This window comes from Citrobacter sp. Cm046, from assembly GCF_030333065.1.
Taxonomy (GTDB): Bacteria; Pseudomonadota; Gammaproteobacteria; order Enterobacterales; family Enterobacteriaceae; genus Citrobacter; species Citrobacter murliniae.
Genome location: NZ_JAOWGP010000034.1, coordinates 132382 through 155668, shown reverse-complemented (window position 1 = coordinate 155668; position 23287 = coordinate 132382). Strand labels below are relative to the sequence as shown.

Annotated in this window: 20 protein-coding genes and 1 tRNA gene; 8 read left to right on the top strand and 13 right to left on the bottom strand. The window is 51.7% G+C overall.

The window, feature by feature from the left end:
- Positions 1-85 precede the first annotated feature (85 nt).
- A complete protein-coding gene (gene ftsK, locus OGX98_RS05570; protein ID WP_286594944.1) occupies positions 86-4090 on the bottom strand; it encodes a DNA translocase FtsK in 4005 nt (1334 codons plus the stop codon).
- A gap of 134 nt (positions 4091-4224) precedes the next feature.
- Positions 4225-4719, bottom strand: a complete 495-nt coding sequence (lrp, locus tag OGX98_RS05565; RefSeq protein WP_002439523.1) for a leucine-responsive transcriptional regulator Lrp — start codon at positions 4717-4719, stop codon at positions 4225-4227.
- Positions 4720-5266: 547 nt separating this feature from the next.
- Here lrp and trxB point away from each other — a divergent pair.
- The 5 genes from trxB (at position 5267) to infA (ending at position 11091) form a co-directional block, all read left to right on the top strand.
- Positions 5267-6235, top strand: a complete 969-nt coding sequence (gene trxB, locus OGX98_RS05560) for a thioredoxin-disulfide reductase (RefSeq protein WP_045441247.1) — start codon at positions 5267-5269, stop codon at positions 6233-6235.
- 114 nt (positions 6236-6349) lie between these two features.
- Positions 6350-8116, top strand: coding sequence for a heme ABC transporter permease/ATP-binding protein CydD (gene cydD, locus OGX98_RS05555; RefSeq protein ID WP_284096527.1), 1767 nt, complete (start codon positions 6350-6352; stop codon positions 8114-8116).
- On the top strand, positions 8117-9838 hold the full coding sequence (gene cydC, locus OGX98_RS05550; RefSeq protein ID WP_286594942.1) for a heme ABC transporter ATP-binding protein/permease CydC: 1722 nt from the start codon (positions 8117-8119) through the stop codon (positions 9836-9838).
- A 44-nt stretch (positions 9839-9882) separates the two neighbouring features.
- Complete coding sequence (aat, locus tag OGX98_RS05545) at positions 9883-10587, top strand: leucyl/phenylalanyl-tRNA--protein transferase (RefSeq protein ID WP_200010726.1); 705 nt, start codon at positions 9883-9885, stop codon at positions 10585-10587.
- 285 nt (positions 10588-10872) lie between these two features.
- Positions 10873-11091, top strand: coding sequence for a translation initiation factor IF-1 (gene infA, locus OGX98_RS05535; protein ID WP_002211347.1), 219 nt, complete (start codon positions 10873-10875; stop codon positions 11089-11091).
- 78 nt (positions 11092-11169) lie between these two features.
- Here infA and OGX98_RS05530 read toward each other — a convergent pair whose 3' ends face one another.
- The gene (locus OGX98_RS05530) at positions 11170-12081 is read right to left on the bottom strand and encodes a LysR family transcriptional regulator (protein ID WP_045441243.1); all 912 of its coding nucleotides are present in this window, start codon (positions 12079-12081) and stop codon (positions 11170-11172) included.
- Positions 12082-12189: 108 nt separating this feature from the next.
- Between OGX98_RS05530 and OGX98_RS05525 the strand changes: the two genes are divergently transcribed.
- The 3 genes from OGX98_RS05525 to OGX98_RS05515 all read left to right on the top strand — a co-directional run bounded on the left by OGX98_RS05525 (position 12190) and on the right by OGX98_RS05515 (position 13980).
- Entirely contained in the window at positions 12190-13050 is an 861-nt protein-coding gene (locus OGX98_RS05525) for a pirin family protein (protein WP_045441242.1), read from the top strand.
- Positions 13051-13066: 16 nt separating this feature from the next.
- Positions 13067-13744, top strand: a complete 678-nt coding sequence (locus tag OGX98_RS05520) for an isochorismatase family protein (protein WP_045441241.1) — start codon at positions 13067-13069, stop codon at positions 13742-13744.
- Positions 13745-13892: 148 nt separating this feature from the next.
- A tRNA-Ser gene (locus OGX98_RS05515) sits at positions 13893-13980 on the top strand.
- A gap of 289 nt (positions 13981-14269) precedes the next feature.
- On the opposite strand, the gene rlmC is transcribed toward OGX98_RS05515, so the two are convergent.
- From rlmC to OGX98_RS05465, 10 genes are all read right to left on the bottom strand, one after another.
- A complete protein-coding gene (gene rlmC / locus OGX98_RS05510) occupies positions 14270-15397 on the bottom strand; it encodes a 23S rRNA (uracil(747)-C(5))-methyltransferase RlmC (RefSeq protein ID WP_286594941.1) in 1128 nt (375 codons plus the stop codon).
- A gap of 40 nt (positions 15398-15437) precedes the next feature.
- Positions 15438-15965, bottom strand: coding sequence for a YbjO family protein (locus OGX98_RS05505; RefSeq protein ID WP_144243096.1), 528 nt, complete (start codon positions 15963-15965; stop codon positions 15438-15440).
- Between the two features lie 20 nt (positions 15966-15985).
- Positions 15986-16831 carry a putrescine ABC transporter permease PotI gene (gene potI, locus OGX98_RS05500; RefSeq protein ID WP_286594940.1) on the bottom strand — a complete coding sequence of 282 codons (846 nt, stop codon included), beginning with the start codon at positions 16829-16831 and terminating at the stop codon, positions 15986-15988.
- Entirely contained in the window at positions 16828-17781 is a 954-nt protein-coding gene (gene potH / locus OGX98_RS05495; RefSeq protein ID WP_045441237.1) for a putrescine ABC transporter permease PotH, read from the bottom strand. Before potH ends, potI begins: the two co-directional genes overlap by 4 nt.
- A gap of 9 nt (positions 17782-17790) precedes the next feature.
- Positions 17791-18924 (bottom strand): putrescine ABC transporter ATP-binding subunit PotG, encoded by a 1134-nt coding sequence (potG, locus tag OGX98_RS05490; RefSeq protein ID WP_048221773.1) that lies wholly within the window; start codon positions 18922-18924, stop codon positions 17791-17793.
- 140 nt (positions 18925-19064) lie between these two features.
- Positions 19065-20177 (bottom strand): spermidine/putrescine ABC transporter substrate-binding protein PotF, encoded by a 1113-nt coding sequence (gene potF / locus OGX98_RS05485; protein WP_045441235.1) that lies wholly within the window; start codon positions 20175-20177, stop codon positions 19065-19067.
- A 430-nt stretch (positions 20178-20607) separates the two neighbouring features.
- Positions 20608-21084: a type III secretion system chaperone family protein gene (locus OGX98_RS05480; protein ID WP_045441234.1), complete on the bottom strand. Its 477-nt coding sequence runs from the start codon at positions 21082-21084 to the stop codon at positions 20608-20610.
- Positions 21085-21174: 90 nt separating this feature from the next.
- The gene (gene rimK, locus OGX98_RS05475; protein ID WP_045441233.1) at positions 21175-22077 is read right to left on the bottom strand and encodes a 30S ribosomal protein S6--L-glutamate ligase; all 903 of its coding nucleotides are present in this window, start codon (positions 22075-22077) and stop codon (positions 21175-21177) included.
- Between the two features lie 59 nt (positions 22078-22136).
- Positions 22137-22859, bottom strand: a complete 723-nt coding sequence (gene nfsA / locus OGX98_RS05470; protein ID WP_045441232.1) for a nitroreductase NfsA — start codon at positions 22857-22859, stop codon at positions 22137-22139.
- Positions 22843-23133 carry a DUF1418 family protein gene (locus OGX98_RS05465; RefSeq protein ID WP_045441231.1) on the bottom strand — a complete coding sequence of 97 codons (291 nt, stop codon included), beginning with the start codon at positions 23131-23133 and terminating at the stop codon, positions 22843-22845. The genes nfsA and OGX98_RS05465 overlap by 17 nt, the downstream gene beginning before the upstream one ends.
- Positions 23134-23287 lie beyond the last annotated feature (154 nt).

Here is a 23287-nt window from a genome sequence, read left to right as displayed (position 1 = left end):
CGACGGGGAGATCCCTCTGCTATCCATTCCAGGCCAAAAATCAGCATGAGGAAAGTAGAAAATACTGAATTACTTAACTTTGCAATCAATCGAAGGGAGGCGGCGCCAGCACTTCACGATTACCATTATGTCCCTGCTCACTGACAATTCCCTGCGCTTCCATCTGTTCAATGATGCGTGCCGCACGGTTGTAACCAATACGGAACTGACGCTGAACGCCGGAGATTGAGGCTTTACGTTTCTCCGTGACAAATTTGACGGCCTGGTCAAACAGCGGATCCAGCTCTTCACCACCGTCAAAACCACCACCACCGCCTTCGCTTTCGCTGTCGGAGGTAATGCCATCGACGTATTGTGGACGCCCACGCGCTTTCCAGTCCTGAACAACTGCATGCACTTCCTGGTCGCGCACAAATGCGCCATGCACACGCACTGGCATAGTGGAGTTAGGCCCGGAATAAAGCATATCCCCCATGCCCAGCAGAGACTCTGCGCCACTCTGGTCGAGGATGGTGCGTGAATCAATCTTACTGGAAACGGTAAAGGCGATACGGGTTGGAATGTTGGCTTTAATCAAACCGGTAATAACATCAACCGACGGACGCTGAGTCGCCAGTACCAGGTGGATGCCCGCCGCACGTGCTTTTTGTGCCAGACGAGCGATGAGTTCTTCCACCTTTTTACCGACGGTCATCATCAGATCAGCGAATTCATCTACCAACACGACGATATACGGCAGTTTTTCCAGCACAGGATGCTGAACGTCCATGCTATCGCCAGGTTTCCAGTACGGGTCAGGAATCGGACGCCCCATACGGGCTGCTTCAGCGATTTTCTCGTTATAACCAGCAAGGTTACGTACGCCAAGCGCCGACATCAGCTTATAGCGACGCTCCATTTCATTGACGCTCCAGCGCAAAGCATTGGCCGCATCTTTCATATCTGTAACAACTTCAGTCAACAGATGCGGGATACCTTCGTAAACGGAAAGTTCCAGCATTTTCGGGTCAATCATGATAAAGCGGACATCTTCCGGTTGTGCCTTGTATAGCATGCTGAGGATCATGGCGTTTACCCCAACCGACTTACCGGAGCCGGTGGTTCCTGCAACCAGCAGATGAGGCATTTTTGCCAGGTCAGCAACGACCGGCTCGCCTGCAATATCTTTACCCAACACGACTGTCAGCGGAGATGGATTTTCGCGGAACTTCGCGTTGTCCAGAACTTCGCGCAGATAGACGGTCTGACGTTTTTTATTCGGCAGTTCCAGTCCCACATACGGTTTACCTGGAATCACTTCTACCACACGCACCGCAACGGTCGACAACGAACGAGCCAGGTCGCGGGAGAGGTTAGAAATACGCGCAGCTTTCACACCAGGGGCCAGGTTCAGTTCAAAACGGGTAATAACCGGACCCGGTGAATAGTTCACGACATCAGCTTTAATGCGGAAATCCGCCAGTCGGGCTTCAACCAGACGCGCCATTTGCTCCAGAGCAAAGGTATCCACTGGTTCAACTTCACTCGGCGGTGGCGTCAACAGATCCAGCGAGGGCAGCGGTGTGGTTGGACGTTGTACCGGGCGGCTGTCACCATTACGCATCAGTAATGGATGGATCAAGCTATCCTGCGGCTGCGGTGCTACAGGTTGTGGCGGCTGCTGATAATGCTGCTGCGGCGCTACAGGCTGTGGCGGCTGCTGATAATGCTGCTGCGATGCTACAGGCTGCGGCGGCTGCTGATAATGCTGCTGCGGTGCTACAGGCTGTGGCGGCTGCTGATAATGTTGCTGCGGCGCTACAGGCTGCGGCGGCTGTTGATAATGCTGCTGCGGTGCTACAGGTTGCGGCGGTTGTTGATATTGCGGCGCTGGTGCAGGCTCCTCCGGCATCACGCTCGGGGTAAACAGCGGCTCATGCGGGCCGTCATCGACCAGAGCTTTCATCGGTGAGAATGCAAAGTCATCCAGTGAGAACGGATTAGCGCCCGCTGGTTGTTCGCCGGAATAGCGCTGCTGTTGGGAAGATGCAAACTGACGGGCTAACTCCGCTTCTGCAGCAGAATCTTCATCCTCAGCTTGGTTTGTACCGTCCTGATACTCTTCCCCATAACGATGCTGTTGGGACTGCGCGAACTGACGTGCCAGCTCATCCTGATGCATTGCATCAATTTCATCGTCACTATATTGCGTATCCGAATCAAGTTGCTCTTCACGCGCTTTTTCTTCAGCAATTCGCTGCGACGGTAATTTTATGCCATACGAGGCCAGTTCACGACGCGTTGGCACGCGGACACGGTTCGGGCGTGGCAACTGCGGCCCAATACCTTCTTTCACCTGCGGACGTGGCGCACCACCAGCCAGACTAAACACAGGTGCGGCAGCAACGGCAGCCCCAGTAGCCAGAGCTGCATTTTTCGCCCCTGTGGCCATTGGTGCAGCGGCAACGACAGACTCAACTGGCGGTATGGCGGCAGTTGTCGGCATAGACGTTTTCACCCGTTCTGGCTCTGTCACAGGTTCCGGAATTGGCTGATACCATGCTGCGAGTTGTTCACGTTCGCGCGCACGTTTCTCTTCCACTTCTTCAAAATAGTAGAGCGGAGGGCGAGCTGGTTTAGTCTCTTCAACAACCGGTTCCGGCTCAACAACAGGTGGCGGTTCAACAATGGATTGCTGATGAACAACTGGTTGCGATGGAATAGTCTCCTGCTGATAGACAGACTGCGGCTGGAGAGGAGCATTCTGCTGATAAACCGGTTCAGGTTGCCAGCTTTGTTCCGCTACCGGCTCTTGCGTCTGCCAGGGCATTTGCGATTCTGGCATCATCGGCTGCTCATAACCAACGTCAGCCACAGGAGGAACGGCATATTGCGGTTGGGGCTCAACAGGCGCCGGTTGTTGCCACGCTTCATAAGGTTGTACAGATGGCTGTGCGTACTGATTTGGCTGCGGATACCCTTCTGGTCCAGGCGCGATAGCCGGTTCACCAGTCTGTGGCCCCGGCGCAGATTGCCATGCAACTGCAGGAGCAGGCTGAACAGGAACTGTGCCCGATGCAGGCGGGGTTTGCATCAATGGGTCAACGGGAGCGCTCCAGGCCTGCGTTGCTGCAGTGGCCGCCGCAGCAGCTGCCACTGGCTCTGCTACAGAGTGTCCATTGAGAAGCGGATCGAATTCATCATATTCTGGCAACGTCGCCCGATTTCCAGAGAACAGGACATCATTAGGATCGGCAACGACGCCACGGGCGCTGTATTCTATTTCATCTTCATCATCCATGCGTTTGCCGGAGAACAGCGCAGCATCGGTGTGACGCCCAAGCGGGTTGGTAAATTTTTCAGCCAGGCGCTTACGACGCGCTAATGCGCCGCGAAGAATACGTGCCCGACGCGATTCATGCGGTTTTCCTTCGGCAGCGTCGACAAACTCGTCGTCTTCATATTCTTCATCATCGACCCAGGTATCATCACGACGAGTTCGGTTGCTGGCAAATGTCAGAATATTTAGCAGCCAGCCCCCTAATTTCTCCGCAATACTCACCCATGACCAGCCGGTAAACAGAGTTAACCCAGCAGCCCAGATACATAACAGTGTGAGCGTTCCCCCGCTGCTATGCAGCAGAGGTTGCAAAGTGGTACTTAGCAAACTGCCAATCACGCCACCTGAGGCGAAATACCAGATGTCGTCGGCATTGATTGCCGCCAGTCCGCAAGAAGTAAGAATCAGCGCCAGAACGCCGATAATGCGAAGCGACACGGCAAAATAATCAACGTATTCATCACTGGCCTGATGCCGCCAGGCAAACCAACAGCCGCCAACAATGATTACGGGAATGGTGTAGGCCATGACGCCGAAAATAAAGAACAGCGTGTCCGCCAGCCATGCGCCGGGTATTCCCCCCAGATTATGAATAGGCTCGTGCCACGCGGTTTGCGACCAGCTGGGGTCCGAAGGGTTAAAGCTGAGTAAGGCAGCCATCAACCAGACGGCAAAAAGGGCAATAAGGATGAGTAGCGCTTCCAGAAGTCGGCGCCCGCTGCTTAACTTCGTCAATGTGACGTCTTTGTCTTCAGTGTATTCCTGGCTCAAAAACGGCTCTCCAGGTTTCAGGCTTTTCCTGCCCGATGCTAAAACGGACAACAGCACCGGGTTACCCCGGCACTGTTGCTGTATGGATTAACAGGAGTGTAATCAAACTGAGTCGATTTTGCACCTGTTCCGTGTTAGCGCGTCTTAATAACCAGACGATTGCTCTGTTTTACTTCTTCCATAACCACGTAAGTACGTGTGTCATTCACGCCAGGCAGACGCAGCAGGGTTTCCCCTAATAGCTTACGGTAAGCTGACATATCCGGTACGCGTGTTTTCAGCAGGTAGTCGAAATCACCGGACACCAAATGACATTCTTGAATTTCTTCAAGTTTTTGTACTGCAGAGTTAAATTGCTCAAACACATCCGGGGCGCCACGATTCAGAGTAATCTCAACAAAAACCAGAAGTGATGCATCCAGATAATGCGGGTTCAACAGCGCTGTATAGCCCTGAATAAAACCCTGTCTTTCCAACCGACGCACACGCTCAAGGCAGGGCGTTGGTGAAAGTCCCACTCGTTTAGAAAGCTCGACGTTAGAAATACGCCCATCCTTTTGCAGCTCATTAAGAATGTTACGATCGATACGGTCGAGATCTTTGCCAGGGCGCTTCTTACTATCTACCATTATTATTGTCTCTCTGTATTCCTTCCCTACTCCTGCCTGACTCTACAAACATCACTGTTTAGAGCCGCTACCCATCATAATAACCCGAAACCCAGAGGGATTTACGGTGCGCAATGCCTGGGTTTACGGTGAGAAGACCGTTGCCTGTCGGCGGCTATCGACATCACGAATGGCATCTGTCCACGCCATGCGTAGATTTCGCTAACTCGGTAAACATGTTATCTACATGCATGATTATGCAGCATATACATGACACAGTTTTTTTCTTCCTTGAATGTTTTCGCAAAACAGCAGGGGATTGTCAAAGCAAAACATCGATTTTTAGTACAACATGCCAGTTATTCATTGGGAGTGATGGAAAATCGTCATTTTATCACCTTATAACTGACCGATTTTAAGTAGAAATCGTTATAATATTACCGTCGTTTTTAGCAATCATCGGTTTCTGCTATTACACATATTGTTAACAAAATCGCCATACTCTTTTTTTACGTTCGTAAATTCCCTACAATCCTGCTCATTGCCTGCCAACAACTATGGGGATCTCATGGGCACGACCAAACACAGTAAACTTCTTATTCTGGGCTCAGGCCCTGCGGGATACACCGCCGCGGTCTATGCTGCGCGTGCAAACCTGCAACCGGTGTTGATTACCGGTATGGAAAAAGGTGGTCAGTTGACCACAACGACAGAAGTGGAAAACTGGCCTGGCGATCCGCACGATCTCACTGGCCCGTTGCTGATGGAGCGTATGCACGAACACGCGACGAAATTTGAAACCGAAATCATTTTTGATCACATCAGTAAAGTTGATCTGCAAAATCGTCCGTTTCGCCTGACCGGTGACAGCGGCGAATATACTTGCGATGCACTGATTATCGCCACTGGCGCTTCAGCACGCTATCTTGGTTTACCTTCAGAAGAGGCATTTAAAGGCCGCGGCGTTTCCGCCTGTGCGACCTGTGACGGTTTCTTCTATCGTAACCAAAAGGTTGCGGTTATTGGCGGTGGTAATACCGCTGTAGAAGAAGCATTGTACCTGGCGAATATCGCTTCTGAGGTTCATTTGATCCACCGTCGCGACAGCTTCCGTGCTGAGAAAATCCTCATCAAACGTTTGATGGATAAAGTCGAGAACGGCAACATTGTGCTGCACACTCACCGCACTCTGGAAGAAGTTACCGGCGATCAAATGGGTGTGACCGGACTGCGTCTGCGTGATACCCAGAATACTGACAACGTTGAGTCTCTCGACGTCGCAGGATTATTTGTCGCTATCGGCCACAGCCCGAACACCGCCATTTTCGACGGTCAGCTTGAACTGGAAAACGGCTACATCAAAGTCCAGTCCGGCATTCATGGCAATGCAACGCAAACCAGCATTCCTGGCGTATTCGCAGCCGGCGACGTAATGGATCATATCTATCGTCAGGCGATTACCTCGGCAGGTACGGGGTGTATGGCTGCCCTCGATGCTGAACGCTATCTTGATGGTCTGGCTGACGCCTGCAAATAGTTTTTACAAATCAGTAACAAAAGTAAAAAAGGCGACTATAAGTCGCCTTTATTTTTGCCTCGTTGTAACATTGTCCTGCCCAAAAATTCCAATAACTCACCTGCTAAGCGAGCAATGAATAAAACCCGTCAAAAAGAGCTAACCCACTGGTTAAAACAGCAAAGTGTCATTTCACAACGCTGGCTAAATATTTCACGTCTGCTGGGATTCGTGAGCGGGCTGTTAATTGTCGCTCAGGCCTGGCTCATGGCTCGTATTCTTGAGCATATGATCATGGACAACATTCCCCGAGAGGCCCTTCTCCTCCCCTTCATCGTGCTGGTATTGATATTTATCCTGCGTGCTTGGGTTGTCTGGTTACGTGAGCGAGTCGGTTTCCATGCGGGACAACACATTCGCTTTGAAATTCGCCGTCAAGTTCTGGACCGCCTGCAGCAGGCAGGTCCGGCATGGATACAAGGTAAACCCGCCGGGAGTTGGGCCACCCTGGTGCTGGAACAGATTGACGATATGCATGATTACTATGCGCGTTATCTGCCGCAAATGGCGCTTGCCGTCTGTGTACCTATATTAATTGTGGCAGCAATTTTCCCTTCAAACTGGGTAGCCGCCCTTATCCTGCTGGGCACCGCACCGCTGATCCCGCTCTTTATGGCAATGGTCGGTATGGGAGCAGCAGATGCTAACCGTCGTAATTTTCAGGCACTTGCCAGACTCAGTGGCCATTTCCTCGACCGCTTAAGGGGCATGGAGACGCTGAGAATATTTGGTCGCGGAGAAGCTGAAACAGAAAGCATTCGCGCCGCATCGCAAGATTTTCGTCAGCGCACCATGGAAGTCCTGCGTCTTGCGTTCCTTTCCTCGGGTGTACTGGAGTTTTTCACGTCACTGTCGATCGCCCTGGTGGCGGTTTATTTTGGTTTTTCTTACCTCGGCGAACTCAACTTCGGTCATTACGGAACTGGCGTAACGCTGGCTGCTGGTTTCCTGGCTCTGATCCTTGCCCCAGAATTTTTCCAGCCTTTGCGCGATCTGGGTACGTTTTACCACGCGAAAGCACAAGCGGTAGGTGCTGCAGATAGTCTGAAAACATTCATGGAAACGCCGCTTGCTCACCCTGAGCGTGGTGACATTGAGTTGGCAGCAAAAGAAGCCGTTTCGATTGAAGCGGAAGATCTGGTCATTACATCACCGGAAGGCAAAATTCTGGCAGGGCCGCTCAATTTTTCTCTGCCAGCAGCTCAACGTGCGGTGCTGGTTGGTCGTAGTGGCTCAGGTAAAAGCTCCCTTCTGAACGTTCTGTCCGGTTTTCTCTCTTATCAGGGGTCATTGCGGATTAACGGCTTTGAGCTTCGCGATTTATCGCCTGACTCCTGGCGTAAACAGCTCTCATGGGTTGGTCAAAACCCGCAACTTCCCGCCGCGACGTTACGAGATAATGTGTTGCTGGCACGTCCTGATGCCAGTGAACAACAGCTTCAGGCCGCGCTCGACAGTGCCTGGGTAAGCGAGTTTTTACCTTTGCTTCCTCAGGGTGTAGATACGCCAGTAGGCGATCAGGCGGCTCGACTTTCTGTCGGACAAGCACAACGCGTTGCCGTTGCCCGCGCTCTGCTTAATCCGTGTCAGTTACTGCTGCTCGACGAACCCGCTGCCAGCCTTGATGCTCACAGTGAACAACGCGTAATGCAGGCATTGAATGCCGCATCACGCCGCCAGACCACGCTGATGGTGACGCATCAGCTCGAAGATCTTGCCGACTGGGATGCTATCTGGGTCATGCAGGATGGACAAATCGTCGAGCAAGGCACTTATGCTCAACTTAGCGCAACCAACGGCGCTTTTGCGACATTGCTGGCTCACCGTCAGGAGGATATCTGAATGCGCGCCTTGCTACCCTATCTGACGCTGTATAAACGTCACAAATGGATGTTAACGCTAGGCATTGTTCTGGCGATAATCACGCTGCTGGCAAGTATCGGTTTGCTGACCCTGTCAGGCTGGTTCCTTTCCGCCTCCGCAGTTGTTGGCGTGACCGGGATTTACAGTTTTAACTACATGCTCCCGGCGGCAGGCGTTCGGGGAGCAGCAATCACCCGAACCGCAGGCCGTTATTTTGAGCGACTGGTCAGCCACGACGCGACATTCCGCGTGCTGCAGCACCTGCGTATTTATACCTTTAGTAAACTGCTGCCGCTTTCTCCTGCTGGTCTGGCCCGGTATGGCCAGGGGGAGTTGCTTAACCGTGTGGTTGCTGATGTCGACACGCTCGATCATCTCTATTTACGCGTGCTCTCCCCGCTAACAGGGGCATTTGTGGTCATCGTGGTAGTGACGCTGGGACTTAGCGTTCTCGATCTAACTCTGGCGATCACACTTGGCGGCATTATGCTGCTCACCTTGTTTATTTTGCCCCCAATCTTTTATCAGGCCGGAAAAAGCACCGGGCAAAGTCTGACGCATCTGCGCGGTCAATATCGTCAGCAGTTAACTTCATGGTTGCAGGGGCAGGCTGAACTCACCATTTTTGGTGCCAGCGAACGCTATCGTGCGCAAATGGAAGCGACAGAAATGCAGTGGCATGAAGCTCAGCGTCGTCAGTCTGAATTAACCGCGCTGTCCCAGGCTGTCATGCTACTCGTTGGCGCTCTGGCCGTAATAATGATGTTATGGATGGCCTCTGGCGGTGTGGGCGGAAATACCCAACCGGGTGCACTGATTGCCCTGTTTGTCTTCTGCGCGCTGGCTGCTTTTGAAGCTCTGGCGCCTGTCACCGGGGCGTTTCAGCATCTTGGCCAGGTGATTGCTTCGGCTCTGCGTATCACTGAACTGAGCGAACAGCAGCCGGAAGTCACCTTCCCTGAGGCGGGCTCCTCGGTCACTGAACAAATAACGCTCACGCTGCGCGACGTTTCTTTCAGCTACCCTGGACAGGCGCAAAACGCGCTGGATACTCTTTCCTTGCAGGCTAAACCCGGTGAGCATATTGCAATTCTTGGTCGTACCGGCTGCGGAAAGTCAACGCTTCTGCAATTGCTGACGCGTGCCTGGGACCCACAAAGCGGCGAAATTCTGATCAACGAACAGCCAATTTCGGCCTTAAGTGAATCCAGTCTGCGTCAAAGCATCAGCGTTGTGCCGCAACGCGTGCATCTGTTCAGCGCGACATTACGCGATAACCTGCTGCTGGCCGCACCACACGCCAGTGATGAGGTATTGTCCGGAATGCTCAGCCGGGTCGGTCTGGAAAATCTGCTGGCGGATGATGGACTTAACGCCTGGTTAGGTGAAGGTGGTCGTCAACTTTCAGGTGGCGAACTCCGCCGTCTGGCCATCGCTCGTGCATTGTTGCACGATGCCCCATTGATGCTGCTGGATGAACCCACCGAAGGGCTGGATGCCACAACAGAAAGCCAAATGCTTGAATTAATTGGCGATGTGATGCGAGATAAAACCGTACTGATGGTTACGCATCGTCTGCGCGGGCTGTCACGTTTTGATCAAATAATAGTGATGGACAACGGACACATTATTGAGCAAGGTAATCACGCAGATCTGTTAGCCCGGCAGGGTCGTTATTACCAGTTTAAGCAACGTCTGTAAGCTATTATTGAACGATCCGACTCGCGTAGTGGAGTTTCGCTGTCATGCGCCTGGTGCAACTTTCTCGTAATTCTATCGCCTTCCCGTCGCCGGAAGGCGCTTTACGCGAACCTAACGGTTTGTTGGCGCTTGGCGGCGATCTCAGCCCTGCCCGCTTGCTCATGGCATACCAGCGCGGGATTTTCCCGTGGTTTTCACCTGGCGACCCGATCCTCTGGTGGTCACCCGATCCGCGAGCTATTTTGTGGCCTGAGACATTTCATATTAGCCGCAGCATGAAACGTTTTCATAAACATTCACCTTATCGCGTAACTCTCAATTATGCATTTGGCCAGGTTATTGAAGGCTGTGCAAATGACCGGGAAGAAGGCACCTGGATAACGCATGATGTGGTTGACGCATACCATCGACTCCATGAACTGGGCCATGCTCATTCTATTGAGGTATGGCGGCAAAACGAATTAGTGGGCGGTATGTACGGCGTATCACAAGGTACACTTTTCTGTGGTGAATCGATGTTCAGTCGTCAGGAAAATGCTTCCAAGACCGCACTGCTTGTATTTTGCGCTGAATTTATACGTCAGGGTGGAAAACTCATCGACTGCCAGGTGTTAAATAGCCATACAGCGTCGCTGGGCGCAGTTGAAACTCCCCGGCGGGAGTACCTTGAACACCTGAGCAGACTGCGCCAACAGCGGCTACCCAGCCATTTTTGGGTGCCGAGAACGTTATTTTCACCTCAGGTGTGAATGTTTTCGGCACATTTTTTGTCGGGGTGTTATAATTGTGCCGCAGAGTTGGTTTAGCCCATTACCCCGCCGCCGTTAAGGAACAGTTCGCGTCAGGCAACGCCTATCGTTTATCTCATCGTTCCCTTACACGTTGCGCTTTTAGTGCGGCTTTGCCGTGTGTGGTTAGAGTAATGCGCCAAACCTGATTTGCTGTGTTTTAAACGCGCAAATCTTTACTTATTAAAAGAACTTCGGCATTATCTTGCCGGTTCAAATTACGGTAGTGATACCCCAGAGGATTAGATGGCCAAAGAAGACAATATTGAAATGCAGGGTACCGTTCTCGATACGTTACCTAATACCATGTTCCGCGTAGAGTTAGAAAACGGTCACGTGGTTACTGCACACATCTCCGGTAAAATGCGTAAAAACTATATCCGCATCCTGACGGGCGACAAAGTGACTGTTGAGCTGACCCCGTACGACCTGAGCAAAGGCCGCATTGTCTTCCGTAGTCGCTGATTGTTTTCACGCCAGACCGGCGTCCAGATAATAAAAGGTCGGTTTAGCCGACCTTTTTTGTGGATCGGGGTTAAGTATTTAATCCTCGATCATTCGCGCATATTCTTCTGTCAGGAAATCCACCAATGCGCGTACCGACGGCAATAATCCCCGGCGTGATGGAAAGACTGCGTGAATAATCTCTCGCTTAGGTTCCCACCCGTCCAGTAATGCCACCAGTTCACCCGCCGCTAATTGATCTTTTACCATCAGTTGCGGAAGTTGAACAACACCAACTCCCGCTATCGCCGCTTCGCGTAATGCCAGCATATCAGTAGTAATCATACGCGGCGTAAAATGAACCTCCGCACGCGCGCCCTGTGGGCCAAATAACTCCCAGCGATGAACATGTTTACCGGATGCCAGACTCAGGCCCGGCCAGCGAGTCAGGTCTGCTGGAGAGTGTAAAGCGCCCATTTGAGCTATTAATGTCGGGCTGGCATACAGCCGATGTCCCCTGTCCGCAAGCACCCGCATGACCAGATCGCTGTCCTCAAAAGGGCGTGGCCTGACGCGAATCGCAACATCCAGGCCTTCCCCTACGACATCAACCCGTCGGTTCGTGGCCTCAAGCTGTACCGACACATCCGGATAACGCGCCATAAACCTGGCCAGCATGGGACCAATATGCACATGCAGCAAAGTGACCGGACAGGTCAGTTTTACAATTCCACGCGGCTCAACCTGCAACGCGGCAATAGCATCCTGTGCCGCCTGCGCTTCCACCAGCATCGCCTTACAATGCTCGTAAAATGTCTGTCCAACTTCAGTGACATTAAATTGCCGGGTAGTTCGTTGAATCAAACGGACGCCCAGTCTCTCCTCCAGTTGCGCAATTCGTCGGCTGAGTTTTGATTTAGGTTCATCCAGCGCTCGCCCGGCAGCAGCGAATCCCCCCTCTTCGACTACATGAACAAACCACGCGAAATCATTGAGATCCAGCTTCGCCATCGCATTGTCCTATTAATGAGACTGTGAAGACTATTTTAGCGACTACTCAGCTCGCTGTCATGAATATAAGCTTATTCACATCAAGCTAATGCCCATGAGGAGACAAATATGAAACAAGTAACAGGCGTCTACACAGCACCTCGCCCACACTGGGTTGGCGATGGATTCCCGGTTCGCTCAATGTTCTCTTACCAGTCTCATGGTGAGCAGTTAAGCCCTTTCCTGCTGCTGGATTATGCCGGTCCGCATACATTCACACCGGGTAGCGAAAAGCGCGGCGTGGGAGAGCACCCTCATCGTGGCTTTGAAACGGTGACCATTGTTTACAGTGGTGAAGTTGAACATCGCGATTCAACGGGTCGCGGCGGCGTTATCGGCCCGGGTGACGTGCAGTGGATGACGGCGGGGGCCGGGATCTTACACGAAGAGTTCCATTCGCCTGAATTTACCCGTAAAGGCGGCGAGCTGGAAATGGTACAGCTGTGGGTGAATCTGCCAGCAAAAGACAAAATGACTGCGCCGGGTTACCAGGGTATCAGCAGCGACGTCATCCCTACGGTCACCCTGCCAGATGATGCTGGTACTGTTCGCGTTATTGCGGGTAGCTATCAGGACATAAAAGGTCCGGCACATACGTTCTCCCCGTTAAATGTCTGGGATATGCACCTGCAACGCAACCATCAGGTCATGTTGCCCCAGCCTGAAGGATGGAGCACCGCGCTGGTCGTACTGAAAGGAAATATTAGTGTCAACGGCACCACGCCCGCGAGTGAAGCGCAGCTAGTGGTATTAAGCCAGCAAGGTAAAACAGTACACATTGAAGCCAGCAGCGATGCCAGCGTGCTGCTTCTATCTGGCGAACCGTTGAATGAGCCGATTGTAGGTTACGGCCCGTTTGTGATGAACACGAAACAAGAAATCGCTGAAGCCGTACGCGATTTTAACTCCGGCCGCTTTGGCCAAATCTGAATCGAAGGAGAATACGATGTCCAGTCCTGCAAATTTTAATGGTTCACGCCCGGTCATTGATGTGAATGATTCGATCATGCTGCTTATCGATCACCAGAGTGGACTCTTCCAGACCGTAGGCGATATGCCAATGCCGGAACTTCGCGCTCGTGCCGCCGCGCTGGCGAAAATGGCAACTCTGGCGAAGATGCCAGTGATTACAACCGCATCTGTCCCACAAGGCCCCAATGGTCCATTGATACCGGAGATCCACGCCAACGCGCCACATGCCCAATACGTGGCGCGTAAAGGTGAGATCAACGCCTGGGATAACGAAGACTTTGTTAATGCTGTAAAAGCGACGGGGCGTAAGACTCTGATTATCGCCGGTACCATTACTAGCGTATGCATGGCTTTCCCGGCCATCAGCGCGGTTGCGGAGGGTTATAAAGTCTTCGCCGTGATCGACGCATCGGGTACATACAGTAAAATGGCGCAGGAAATCACCCTCGCGCGTGTTGTTCAGGCTGGTGTCGTACCAATGGATACCGCAGCAGTCGCCTCCGAACTGCAGGGTACATGGAACCGTGAAGACGCCGCAGAATGGGCGGAAGTGTATACAAAAGTATTCCCGGCTTATCAGTTACTGATCGAAAGCTACAGCAAAGCCCAGGAGGTCGTGACAAACGGCGAAAAACTGGACTCTCAGCGCTAATAATATTCTCCGTGCTTGTCAGAGCGAAGAATATGTACATTGCGTGACCAAACGAGTATGAACGCGTAAATTCTGCTTGACCGTTTTAGCGCAACTCCCTATAGTAGCGCCCCGTTGCCCCCCAAGCGGTCAGGCAGCAATACAATATGGTGAGGTGTCCGAGTGGCTGAAGGAGCACGCCTGGAAAGTGTGTATACGGCAACGTATCCGGGGTTCGAATCCCCGCCTCACCGCCATATTTGAAGAAGAGCTCGTACGCAAGTACGGGCTTTTTTTTCGCCTGTTGCACCCAACCAGGGGGATGAGAATCCCCGGCCGGGGTTCGGCAACTGGCGCAGCCAGTTGGACAGACCGCGAACGCAGAGAGTGGGCTGCCCCAGAGGGGCGAGCGAAGCGAGTCAATCCCCGCTTCACCGCCATATTTGAAGAAGAGCTCGTACTCAAGTACGGGCTTTTTTTTCGCCTGTTGCGCATGTCAGATACGATGCAAGCAGCGCATCCGGCATTCTCGTTGATGAAAATGAATTATCGTCTGCTGAGCAACGTTAACACTTCATAATGGGCGGTATGAGGGAACATATCGAATATCTGCACGCGTTCAATGTGGTATTCCGACAGCTCGCGAATATCTTTTGCCATCGTTTGCGGATTACAGCTGGAATACACAATAAAACGTGGCGCCATTCTGGAGAGAAAATCACACAGTGGTTTTCCAATTCCACGACGCGGCGGATTAACCAGCACCAGATCAGGCACTTCTTCCTGCGCCGTGGCAAATTGAGTCGAGTCCAGCGCCTGGAAATGCAGATTCTGTAGCCCGAGTTCCTGGGCAGACTGTTTTGCACAGGTAATCGCCTCTGGCGCGATTTCAATACCCGTCAGTTTCATCTGTGGCGTAGCGCAATGCAGACCAAAGCCCCCGACACCGCAAAATAGATCCCACATATGGTTAACCGGAAGCTGACGGACCCAGTTACGGGCCGTGGCATATAAACAGCTGGCCACCTCCGGGTTGGTCTGAAAGAAGCTCTGCGGGCGTATCCACAGCGGAACATCGTTGAAGCGTTCTGCCAGCGCCTGCTGTTCTGTCAGGAAGATTTCCATCTCCCCTTCCATAATCGCCATATGCACCGGCTGAATATTGGCCGTAATCACCTTCAACTGTGGCAGTTGTTCCTGCAGCCACGGCAGCGCCGTGCGCAACTGTGCCAGTTTAGCGTCTGAACGTAAGACAAAACGCAGCATCATGCCGCCATCGAACTGACTTTCGGTTAACAGAATATATTTGAGCTCTCCCCGCTTGCGTGCAACGTTGTAAGGAGTAAGCCCTGCGCGCGCAATGAAGGGCTTTAACACTGCAAATACCGGGGAAAATGAAGTGGGATAGAGCGGGCAATCGCACAAATCCTCTGGCGTGCCGTCGCGATGCAGCATACCCAGCAGCGGTTTTTCCACGCTGCCGCTGACCACCATTTTAGCTTTATTACGAAAAGCGCTTTCCGCACCACTGACCGGTGCGCACCATTCCCAGACCGAAAAATCGACCAGCAAATTCTGGAGATCGGCTGTTTTAGTGGAGAGTTGATCGCCAACTGGCTGTGTTATCCACTGACAGGAACGACAGCGTCCGGCGTCATAAAGTGCGCACTGCATACGGAAACCTTCAAATTAACAGGGGCGAAGATTATACACGTTATTGCAAACGGAAGAACCGCCGACTGGACGCAGGAACAAAGAGAAGCAGCAACACCAGCATATCCGGCAATTTTTGCATCACCAGCGTGTGGAATATTTCGCGCTTAGACTCCCCTGCGATACTGAACAGTTCCGGATACCCGTAACCGAGTGACGCCGCCCACAGGTAACCTGAGGCAATCACCTGGGTAAGCAAATAGAGCCAGCGTGCCCAGTTACGTCCTTTCACCAGGGAGAATGCACAGTAAATTTCAATAAAAACCAGCACCAGGCTGCTCAAAAATACCAAAGTCAAATCCCAGGTCTGCACGCTGCGATGAATAAACTCGCTCGTCCCACGAACGCCAAGCGTATTAAAAATCATCAACAGATCGAGGCAACGGATCATGATAATAGCAAGCGCCGCCACCTGCACCAGAGCAGGTACGTTCAGGCGTGCATGTGATGTGGATGATTTCTTAAAAAATCCCAACGCGTCGTCTTCCGTGAAAACGGTGCAACGGGAAACGCTGCACCGTGTAGACAGGTTGGCAGATTTTAGTTTTTTCAGCTGCGTCTTGCACGCTGGATATCGCGTAACCGCTGTTTTTCTGTTCGCGCCATCAGATACCACGCGATAAATCCGATAATTCCTACCACACCAAGGATGAGTGTAGCCAACGCGTTAATCTCCGGATTGACCCCCATACGTACGCTGGAGAACACCAGCATTGGCAGGGTCGTCGCTCCCGGACCAGACACAAAACTGGCGATCACCAGATCATCCAACGACAGCGTGAAGGCCAACAACCAACCGGAAATTACCGCTGGCATAATCATCGGCAACGTGATGACAAAAAAGACCTTCACCGGCGTCGCACCAAGATCCATCGCCGCTTCTTCAATTGAGTGATCCAGTTCGCGCAAACGCGAAGAGATAACCACCGCAACATACGCCGTACAGAACGTGACGTGCGCCAGCCAGATGGTCAACATGCCACGATCCGCTGGCCAGCCAATCGCATGTGCCATTGCCACAAACAACAACAACAACGATAAACCGGTAATGACATCCGGCATAACCAGTGGTGCGGTAATCATAAAGGCAAAACCATTAGATCCACGGAAACGACCCAAACGCACCATCACGACAGCGGCAATAGTACCGAGGATCGCCGCCATCGTCGCAGCACAAGCTGCAATCGTTAAGCTCATACCAACTGCACTTATCATCGCAGTATCGCGGAAAAGCTCGCCGTACCAGCGCGTTGACCAACCAGCCCAGACCGTCACCAGTTTGGAGCTGTTGAACGAATAGATAACCAACATCAACATCGGTGCGTACAGGAAGGTAAATCCCAACACCAGAATAAAAATACGCCACGGCGAGCGAACGACCGGTAAGTTATTCATCCGTGTTCCCCCACGCTTTTTTGCTGATATTTATGGAACCACATGATCGGCACAATCAGTAACAGCAGCATAATAATGGCGACAGCGGATGCCACCGGCCAGTCACGATTGTTGAAAAACTCCTGCCACAACACGCGACCAATCATAATGCTGTCCGGGCCTCCAAGCAGCTCAGGGATCACGAACTCTCCCACCGCCGGAATAAACACCAGCATTGAACCGGCGATGATCCCTCCCTTGGTCAACGGCACAATCACGCTAAAGAAGGTTTTCAACGGTCTGGCTCCCAAATCCAGCGCAGCTTCCACCAGCGAATAATCAATACGCGTTAATGCGGTGTATATTGGCAGCACCATAAATGGCAAATAGGCATAAACAATCCCAATATAAACTGCCAGATTGGTATGCAGGATCGTCAGTGGCTGATCGATAACGCCGAGCCACATCAGGAAATTGTTCAATACCCCGTTATTTTTCAGGATCCCCATCCAGGCATACACGCGAATCAAAAAAGAGGTCCAGGACGGCAGGATCACCAGCAATAGCAAAATATTACGCGTTGACGGTTTACTGTGCGCCACGGCCCATGCCAATGGATAGCCCAGCAACAGGCAACAGATCGTCGAAATCCCCGCCACCTGCAAAGACTGCAGATAAGCATCAAAATAGAGCGGATCATCCGTTAGCTGCAGGAAGTTGCCCAGATTGAGCGTAATGGATAATTGGTCATCAGCCCAGCCTACAAGGTCAGTATACGGGGGAATAGCCCGCGCCATCTCTGACAGGCTGATCTTAAAAACAATCAAAAACGGCAACAAAAACAGGAGCACCAGCCAAACATACGGCAGCGCAATCACCAGCTTGCGCCCGTGCTTCATCTGCATCCGCGACATAAACAGCGTGAAACGGCCCGCTTTGTCCACACGAGCCGGAGGTTCAAGTGTACTCATCTTCACTCCTTAAACCGTCAACACCACACAGCTGTCCGCATCCCAACACAAACGTACTTCATCGCCCCAGGTCGGTAGCCCCTTGCGATAGCGATGTTCGTTTTGTAACTGGGCGCTCAACATCTGGCCGCTTTTTAAACGTACGTGGTATACAGACAAATCACCGAGATAGGCAATGTGTACGACTTCGCCCACCGCAAAGTTATAGCCATCAGCCGGAGGGGCTTCACAGAGCATGATTTTTTCCGGGCGCAGCGCAACATACACTGGCACGTTATCAACAATGGAAACATCGGCATCCACTTTCAGCGGATGAACCAACCCAGGGGAGTCAATAACCAGACCATCTTCCTGACGATCTTTCAGTAGACCTTCAAAAACGTTTACTGAGCCGATAAATTCCGCGCTGTAACGCGTGGTCGGATGCTCATATATTTCTTCAGGCTCGCCGATTTGCACAAACTTGCCACGATTCATAATCGCAATGCGACCCGCCATCGTCATGGCTTCTTCCTGATCGTGTGTCACCATCACGCAGGTAACCCCTACACGCTCGAGGATATCAACCACTTCCAGTTGCATACGGTCACGTAGTTTCTTATCCAGAGCCCCCATCGGCTCATCCAGCAGCAACAGCTTCGGACGTTTTGCCAGGCTTCGCGCCAGCGCCACACGCTGACGCTGACCGCCGGAAAGCTGGTGCGGTTTGCGTTTGGCAAATTCCTGCATATGCACCAGGCCTAACATCTCGTTCACGCGACTGGTAATTTCAGCTTTCGGCAACTTGTCCTGCTTAAGGCCAAAGGCAATGTTCTGCTCCACCGTCATGTGCGGAAACAGCGCGTAGGACTGAAACATCATATTTATCGGGCGCAGATAAGGCGGGACATGCGCTAAATCAACACCATCCAGCATAATTTGCCCGGTAGTCGGCAGTTCAAACCCCGCCAGCATGCGTAGCAGAGTCGATTTGCCGCAGCCGGATGCGCCAAGCAGGGCAAATATTTCACCTTTATAGATTGTGAGGCTGACATCATCGACGGCGTGCTGGCCATCAAATGACTTGGTCAGGTTACGAATTTCAAGGAGCGGGGTCAGCGCTTTACGGGTCTTCGCCTGTGGGCGGGAGGTTGCATCATTCACTCAAGTGCTCTCCGGCATAAAACAAAAAAACGGTGCAAATAACGCACCACAATGGTGCGTATTGCCGGGTTATACGTGTTCGGGTATCAATGCAGCCCCGGCGGGCACAAATACCGCCGGGTCATGTCCCAAACATCGGGTTATTTCCCGCTTTTCACCTTCGTCCAGGCACGGGTACGTACACGATCGATCTTCGGATCCTGCACTTTCAGCGTGAACATCTTGGCTCTTACATCCGCAGGTGGATAGATACCCGGATTGTCCCGAACCTCAGGGCTGACCAACGCCGTCGCTTCTTTGTTAGCATTCGCGTAGAACACGTGATCGGAAATATGGGCAATCACATCCGGACGCAGCAGGTAGTTGAGGAACTGATATGCTTCATCTTTGTTTTTAGCATCCGCAGGCATCGCAAAAACGTCGAAGAACGCCATCGCCCCTTCTTTTGGAATTGAGAAGGAAATATTGACACCATTTTTCGCTTCCTTAGCACGGTTAGCGGCCTGCCATACATCCCCTGCCCAGCCGATTGCTACGCAGGTATCGCCGTTAGCCAGATCGTTAATGTATTGAGAAGAGTGGAAGTAGCGAATGTTCGGACGCAGCTTCAACAGCAGGTCCGTCGCCGGCCCGGTGTAATCATCTGCTTTGGTACTGTTTGGATCTTTCCCCAAATAATTCAGCACAGTGGCAAATACTTCTTCGGGCGCATCCAGGAAAGAAACACCGCAGCTTTTGAGTTTTTCAAGATTTTCCGGTTTAAGGATCAGATCCCAACTATTAACCGGCGCATCAGCCCCCAGAACCGCTTTAACTTTATCCACGTTGTAACCAATACCGGTGGTTGCCCACATATACGGCATGGCAAACTTATTGTCAGGATCGTGTTTCGCTACCAGTTTCAGCAGTTCGGGATCGAGGTTCTTCCAGCCAGGAAGTTTACTTTTATCCAGCGGCTGAAATACGCCCGCAGTGAGTTGACGCTCAAGAAAGCTGGCTGAAGGTACCACCAGATCAAAACCGGTGCTGCCAGCCATCAGCTTACCTTCCAGCACCTCGTTGGAGTCGAATACGTCATAAACCACTTTAATCCCGGTCTCTTTTTCAAAATTCGCCACCGTATCCGGAGCGATATAATCAGACCAGTTATAAATATGCAGTGTTTTTTGTTCAGCAGCGAGCGTGCCGGCAGAGATAGCCATCAGAGCACCCGCAACCAGGCCTGATAACCATTTTTTATTTAAGGCGGTCATAATCTCTTTCCTTCTGAAAGTTCGTTAACAAACGAACAAAAAAGTCACACTCCACGATATGCAAGAAATGTGCATATTTTTTCATTGGGCACCGATGAGAAGAAGGGCTTCTCCCCATGCCGCTATGGCTCGCTGATCAACGCGAAATCATTCACTATGCATAGTGGCTATAAGTCAGCTCACAGGGGCAGATGAAGGATGACGTTTAAGAGCCTCGCAAGAATAACTTTAGCCAGGATTCAAGGATATAGCTCAGATTAAAAAACGTCTTTTATCAATTTTTTATGCAGGTTTTGTCTATGACATAAAGCGGAAGGCAAAGAATTGAAGTGAATAATTCTTTAATAAAAGGTTAAATGCAGAATAAAAAAATGCAATACGCAACCGCTATGGCAGCGGCTGCGTTAAATGTGTCACTGCTAAGAAAGAATTAATGGAGGAAATGGTTTTCGGTGCTGCTATTTTGCGCATCTTCTTCGGCGTTAAACAACAGCTGGTGTGCCCCGGCCTCAAGGATCACCATCGATATCTGCTCTTCACTCTGACGAACAAAACATTCAAACTGCTCGAAAGTCACGCCAGGCATAACGGATAAAGACTGGCAAACCACCAGCTTTGGCAGATTATCATCCTGCATATCTAAAAACGCTTTCACCGTCAGCGAACTGGCATTAATAGCAGACAGATCGGCCGCAAGCGGCAGCAGTGCAGAAGGTCTGACCTCCGCCATTGCAGAGAACAGAATGACGTTATCTACCAAATCAATTTTCGCATCAAAGATGCCGTCGAAGTTCTGCATGTGTGGTAAATGCAGCGCCTGACAGGTATCGCATTCAAAAAAACTCATGCCCAGGTCGTCGAGCCATTGACGCAACGTATCCAGAGTGGGAACGACCAGTGATGTCATAATAATGTGCGACCTCTTACGATGAAAAAATTACCGGCACAGCTTACGCAAAAAGACCGTGTCATACCACGATCGCAATCGATATTGCGCTTAACCGCCGATTTTAAGACAGAATTCAGGTGTTGCGTGACGTTCGATCCACTGGATCATCCGCGCAGCAATATCTATCCCTGTAGTTTTCTCCACGCCTTCCAATCCAGGAGAAGCGTTGACTTCCATGACCAGTGGCCCGCGATCTGCGCGCAGAATATCAACCCCCGCCACATCCAGCCCCATTGTCTGAGCGGCTTTGATGGCGATCTCCCTTTCGCGAGACGTGATATTTGCAATACTGGCAACTCCGCCACGATGGAGATTAGAACGAAAATCACCATCTTTCGCCCGACGCTCAATGGCGGCCACAACCTCGTCACCTACAACGAAACAGCGGATATCGCGGCCTTTCGCTTCTTTAATGTATTCCTGAACCAGTATATGGGCATTCAACCCACGAAACGCATCCACAACGCTCTCTGCAGCCTGACGCGTTTCGGCCAGCACTACACCGATGCCCTGTGTGCCTTCGACCAACTTCACCACCAACGGTGCCCCACCGACCATATCAATCATGTCGCTGGTATCATCCGGCGAGTGTGCAATCCCGGTGATGGGGAGATCTATCCCCTGGCGCGCCAGCAGTTGTAACGAACGCAGCTTATCGCGCGCACGGGTAATTGCTACCGATTCATTCAGCGGATAGCTGCCCAGTATCTCAAACTGACGTAACGCAGCAGTTCCATAAAAAGTAATGGCCGAGCCAATCCTTGGGATGACTGCGTCAAAATGGGGTAGCTGGCGGCCCTTATAATGAATAGAAGAAGCCGCCGGGCTAATGTTCATATAGCAAGAAAGGGGATCGATAATTTCTACCAGGTGGCCGCGATGCATCGCCGCTTCACGCAGGCGTTTACACGAATAGAGCGTTCCGTCCCGGGACAAAATGGCAATTTTCACCCTGCACCTCTCTGAAAGACCTGGTAAAAGCTGACGTATCATACACCGGGTTAGAATCTTTAGCGCGTCGCCCAACCTTGTTTATGCAAATATTCCAGGATAAAGGGGCGACTTTCTTTAATGATGGTACGGCGGATGTGATCGCTCCAGGTATCGCGACGCGTGTTACTGCCACGGGTCAGATAGTACTGCGCGAGCTGTTCATCATATTGCGCCAGAATGTCCTTATCGAGCGGTTGGTACTGATTTTCATGCACGACGATTGCAGCAGGCAATCGCGGTTTGATGTCCGGGTTATCGGCAGGCCAGCCGAGACAAAGACCAAACAACGGTAAGACGTGCTGCGGGAGTTTCAGGAGCTCGGAGACTGCCTCAATATTATTGCGCAGGCCACCAATATAGACGCCTCCGAGTCCCAACGATTCCGCGGCCGTTAGCGCATTTTGCGCCATCATAGCCGTATCAACCACGCCCAGCAGCAGTTGTTCCGCCAGCCCTAACTGAGCATCCGGGCAGATCTGTAAATGACGATTGAAATCAGCGCAAAACACCCAGAACTCAGCAGCCTGGGCGACATGTTTTTGCCCTCCAGACAAGGTAACCAGCGATTCGCGCAGAGTTTTATCGGTAATCCGAATTATTGTACTGCATTGTAAAAAGCTGGAACTTGAAGTTCCCTGGGCAGCAGCAATAATCGCATCTCGTTGTGCATCCGAAATCGACTCGTCAGTGAAATGGCGAATGGAGCGGTGACCGCGAATTAAATCAATGGTTGGAGTCATCTCTTTTATCTCTGACTGAATGGGAAGTCGCGTCGGATGAACGCGACATCAACTGCGGCGCAAGCAGTCGTGCAATGCGCCACATCAACACCACCGCCGCAGGAAGCATCAGCAATACACCCAAAAAGATCATCACAACGCAGGCTACTGAGCTGTTAAACGGCGCGGGTAAGGTGAGGTAATCGTTAAGCGACAGCAACGCCAGCGCTAACAATACCATACCAATCATTTCCAGAATCAATACGCTCCTGGGTAACACACCAATTGTGCGCATAAGTGGCCTCCCGGTGAAGTGGTGCTTAGTGTATACACTATGAATTTCGGGTTGTACTGAAGCGGCAAGCCCGTGATCTCCAGCAGCATAGATAACTCTATGGCAGGTGTGAACGGATGCAGACCACAAAATGTAGCCTGAAAGACAAAGGGTA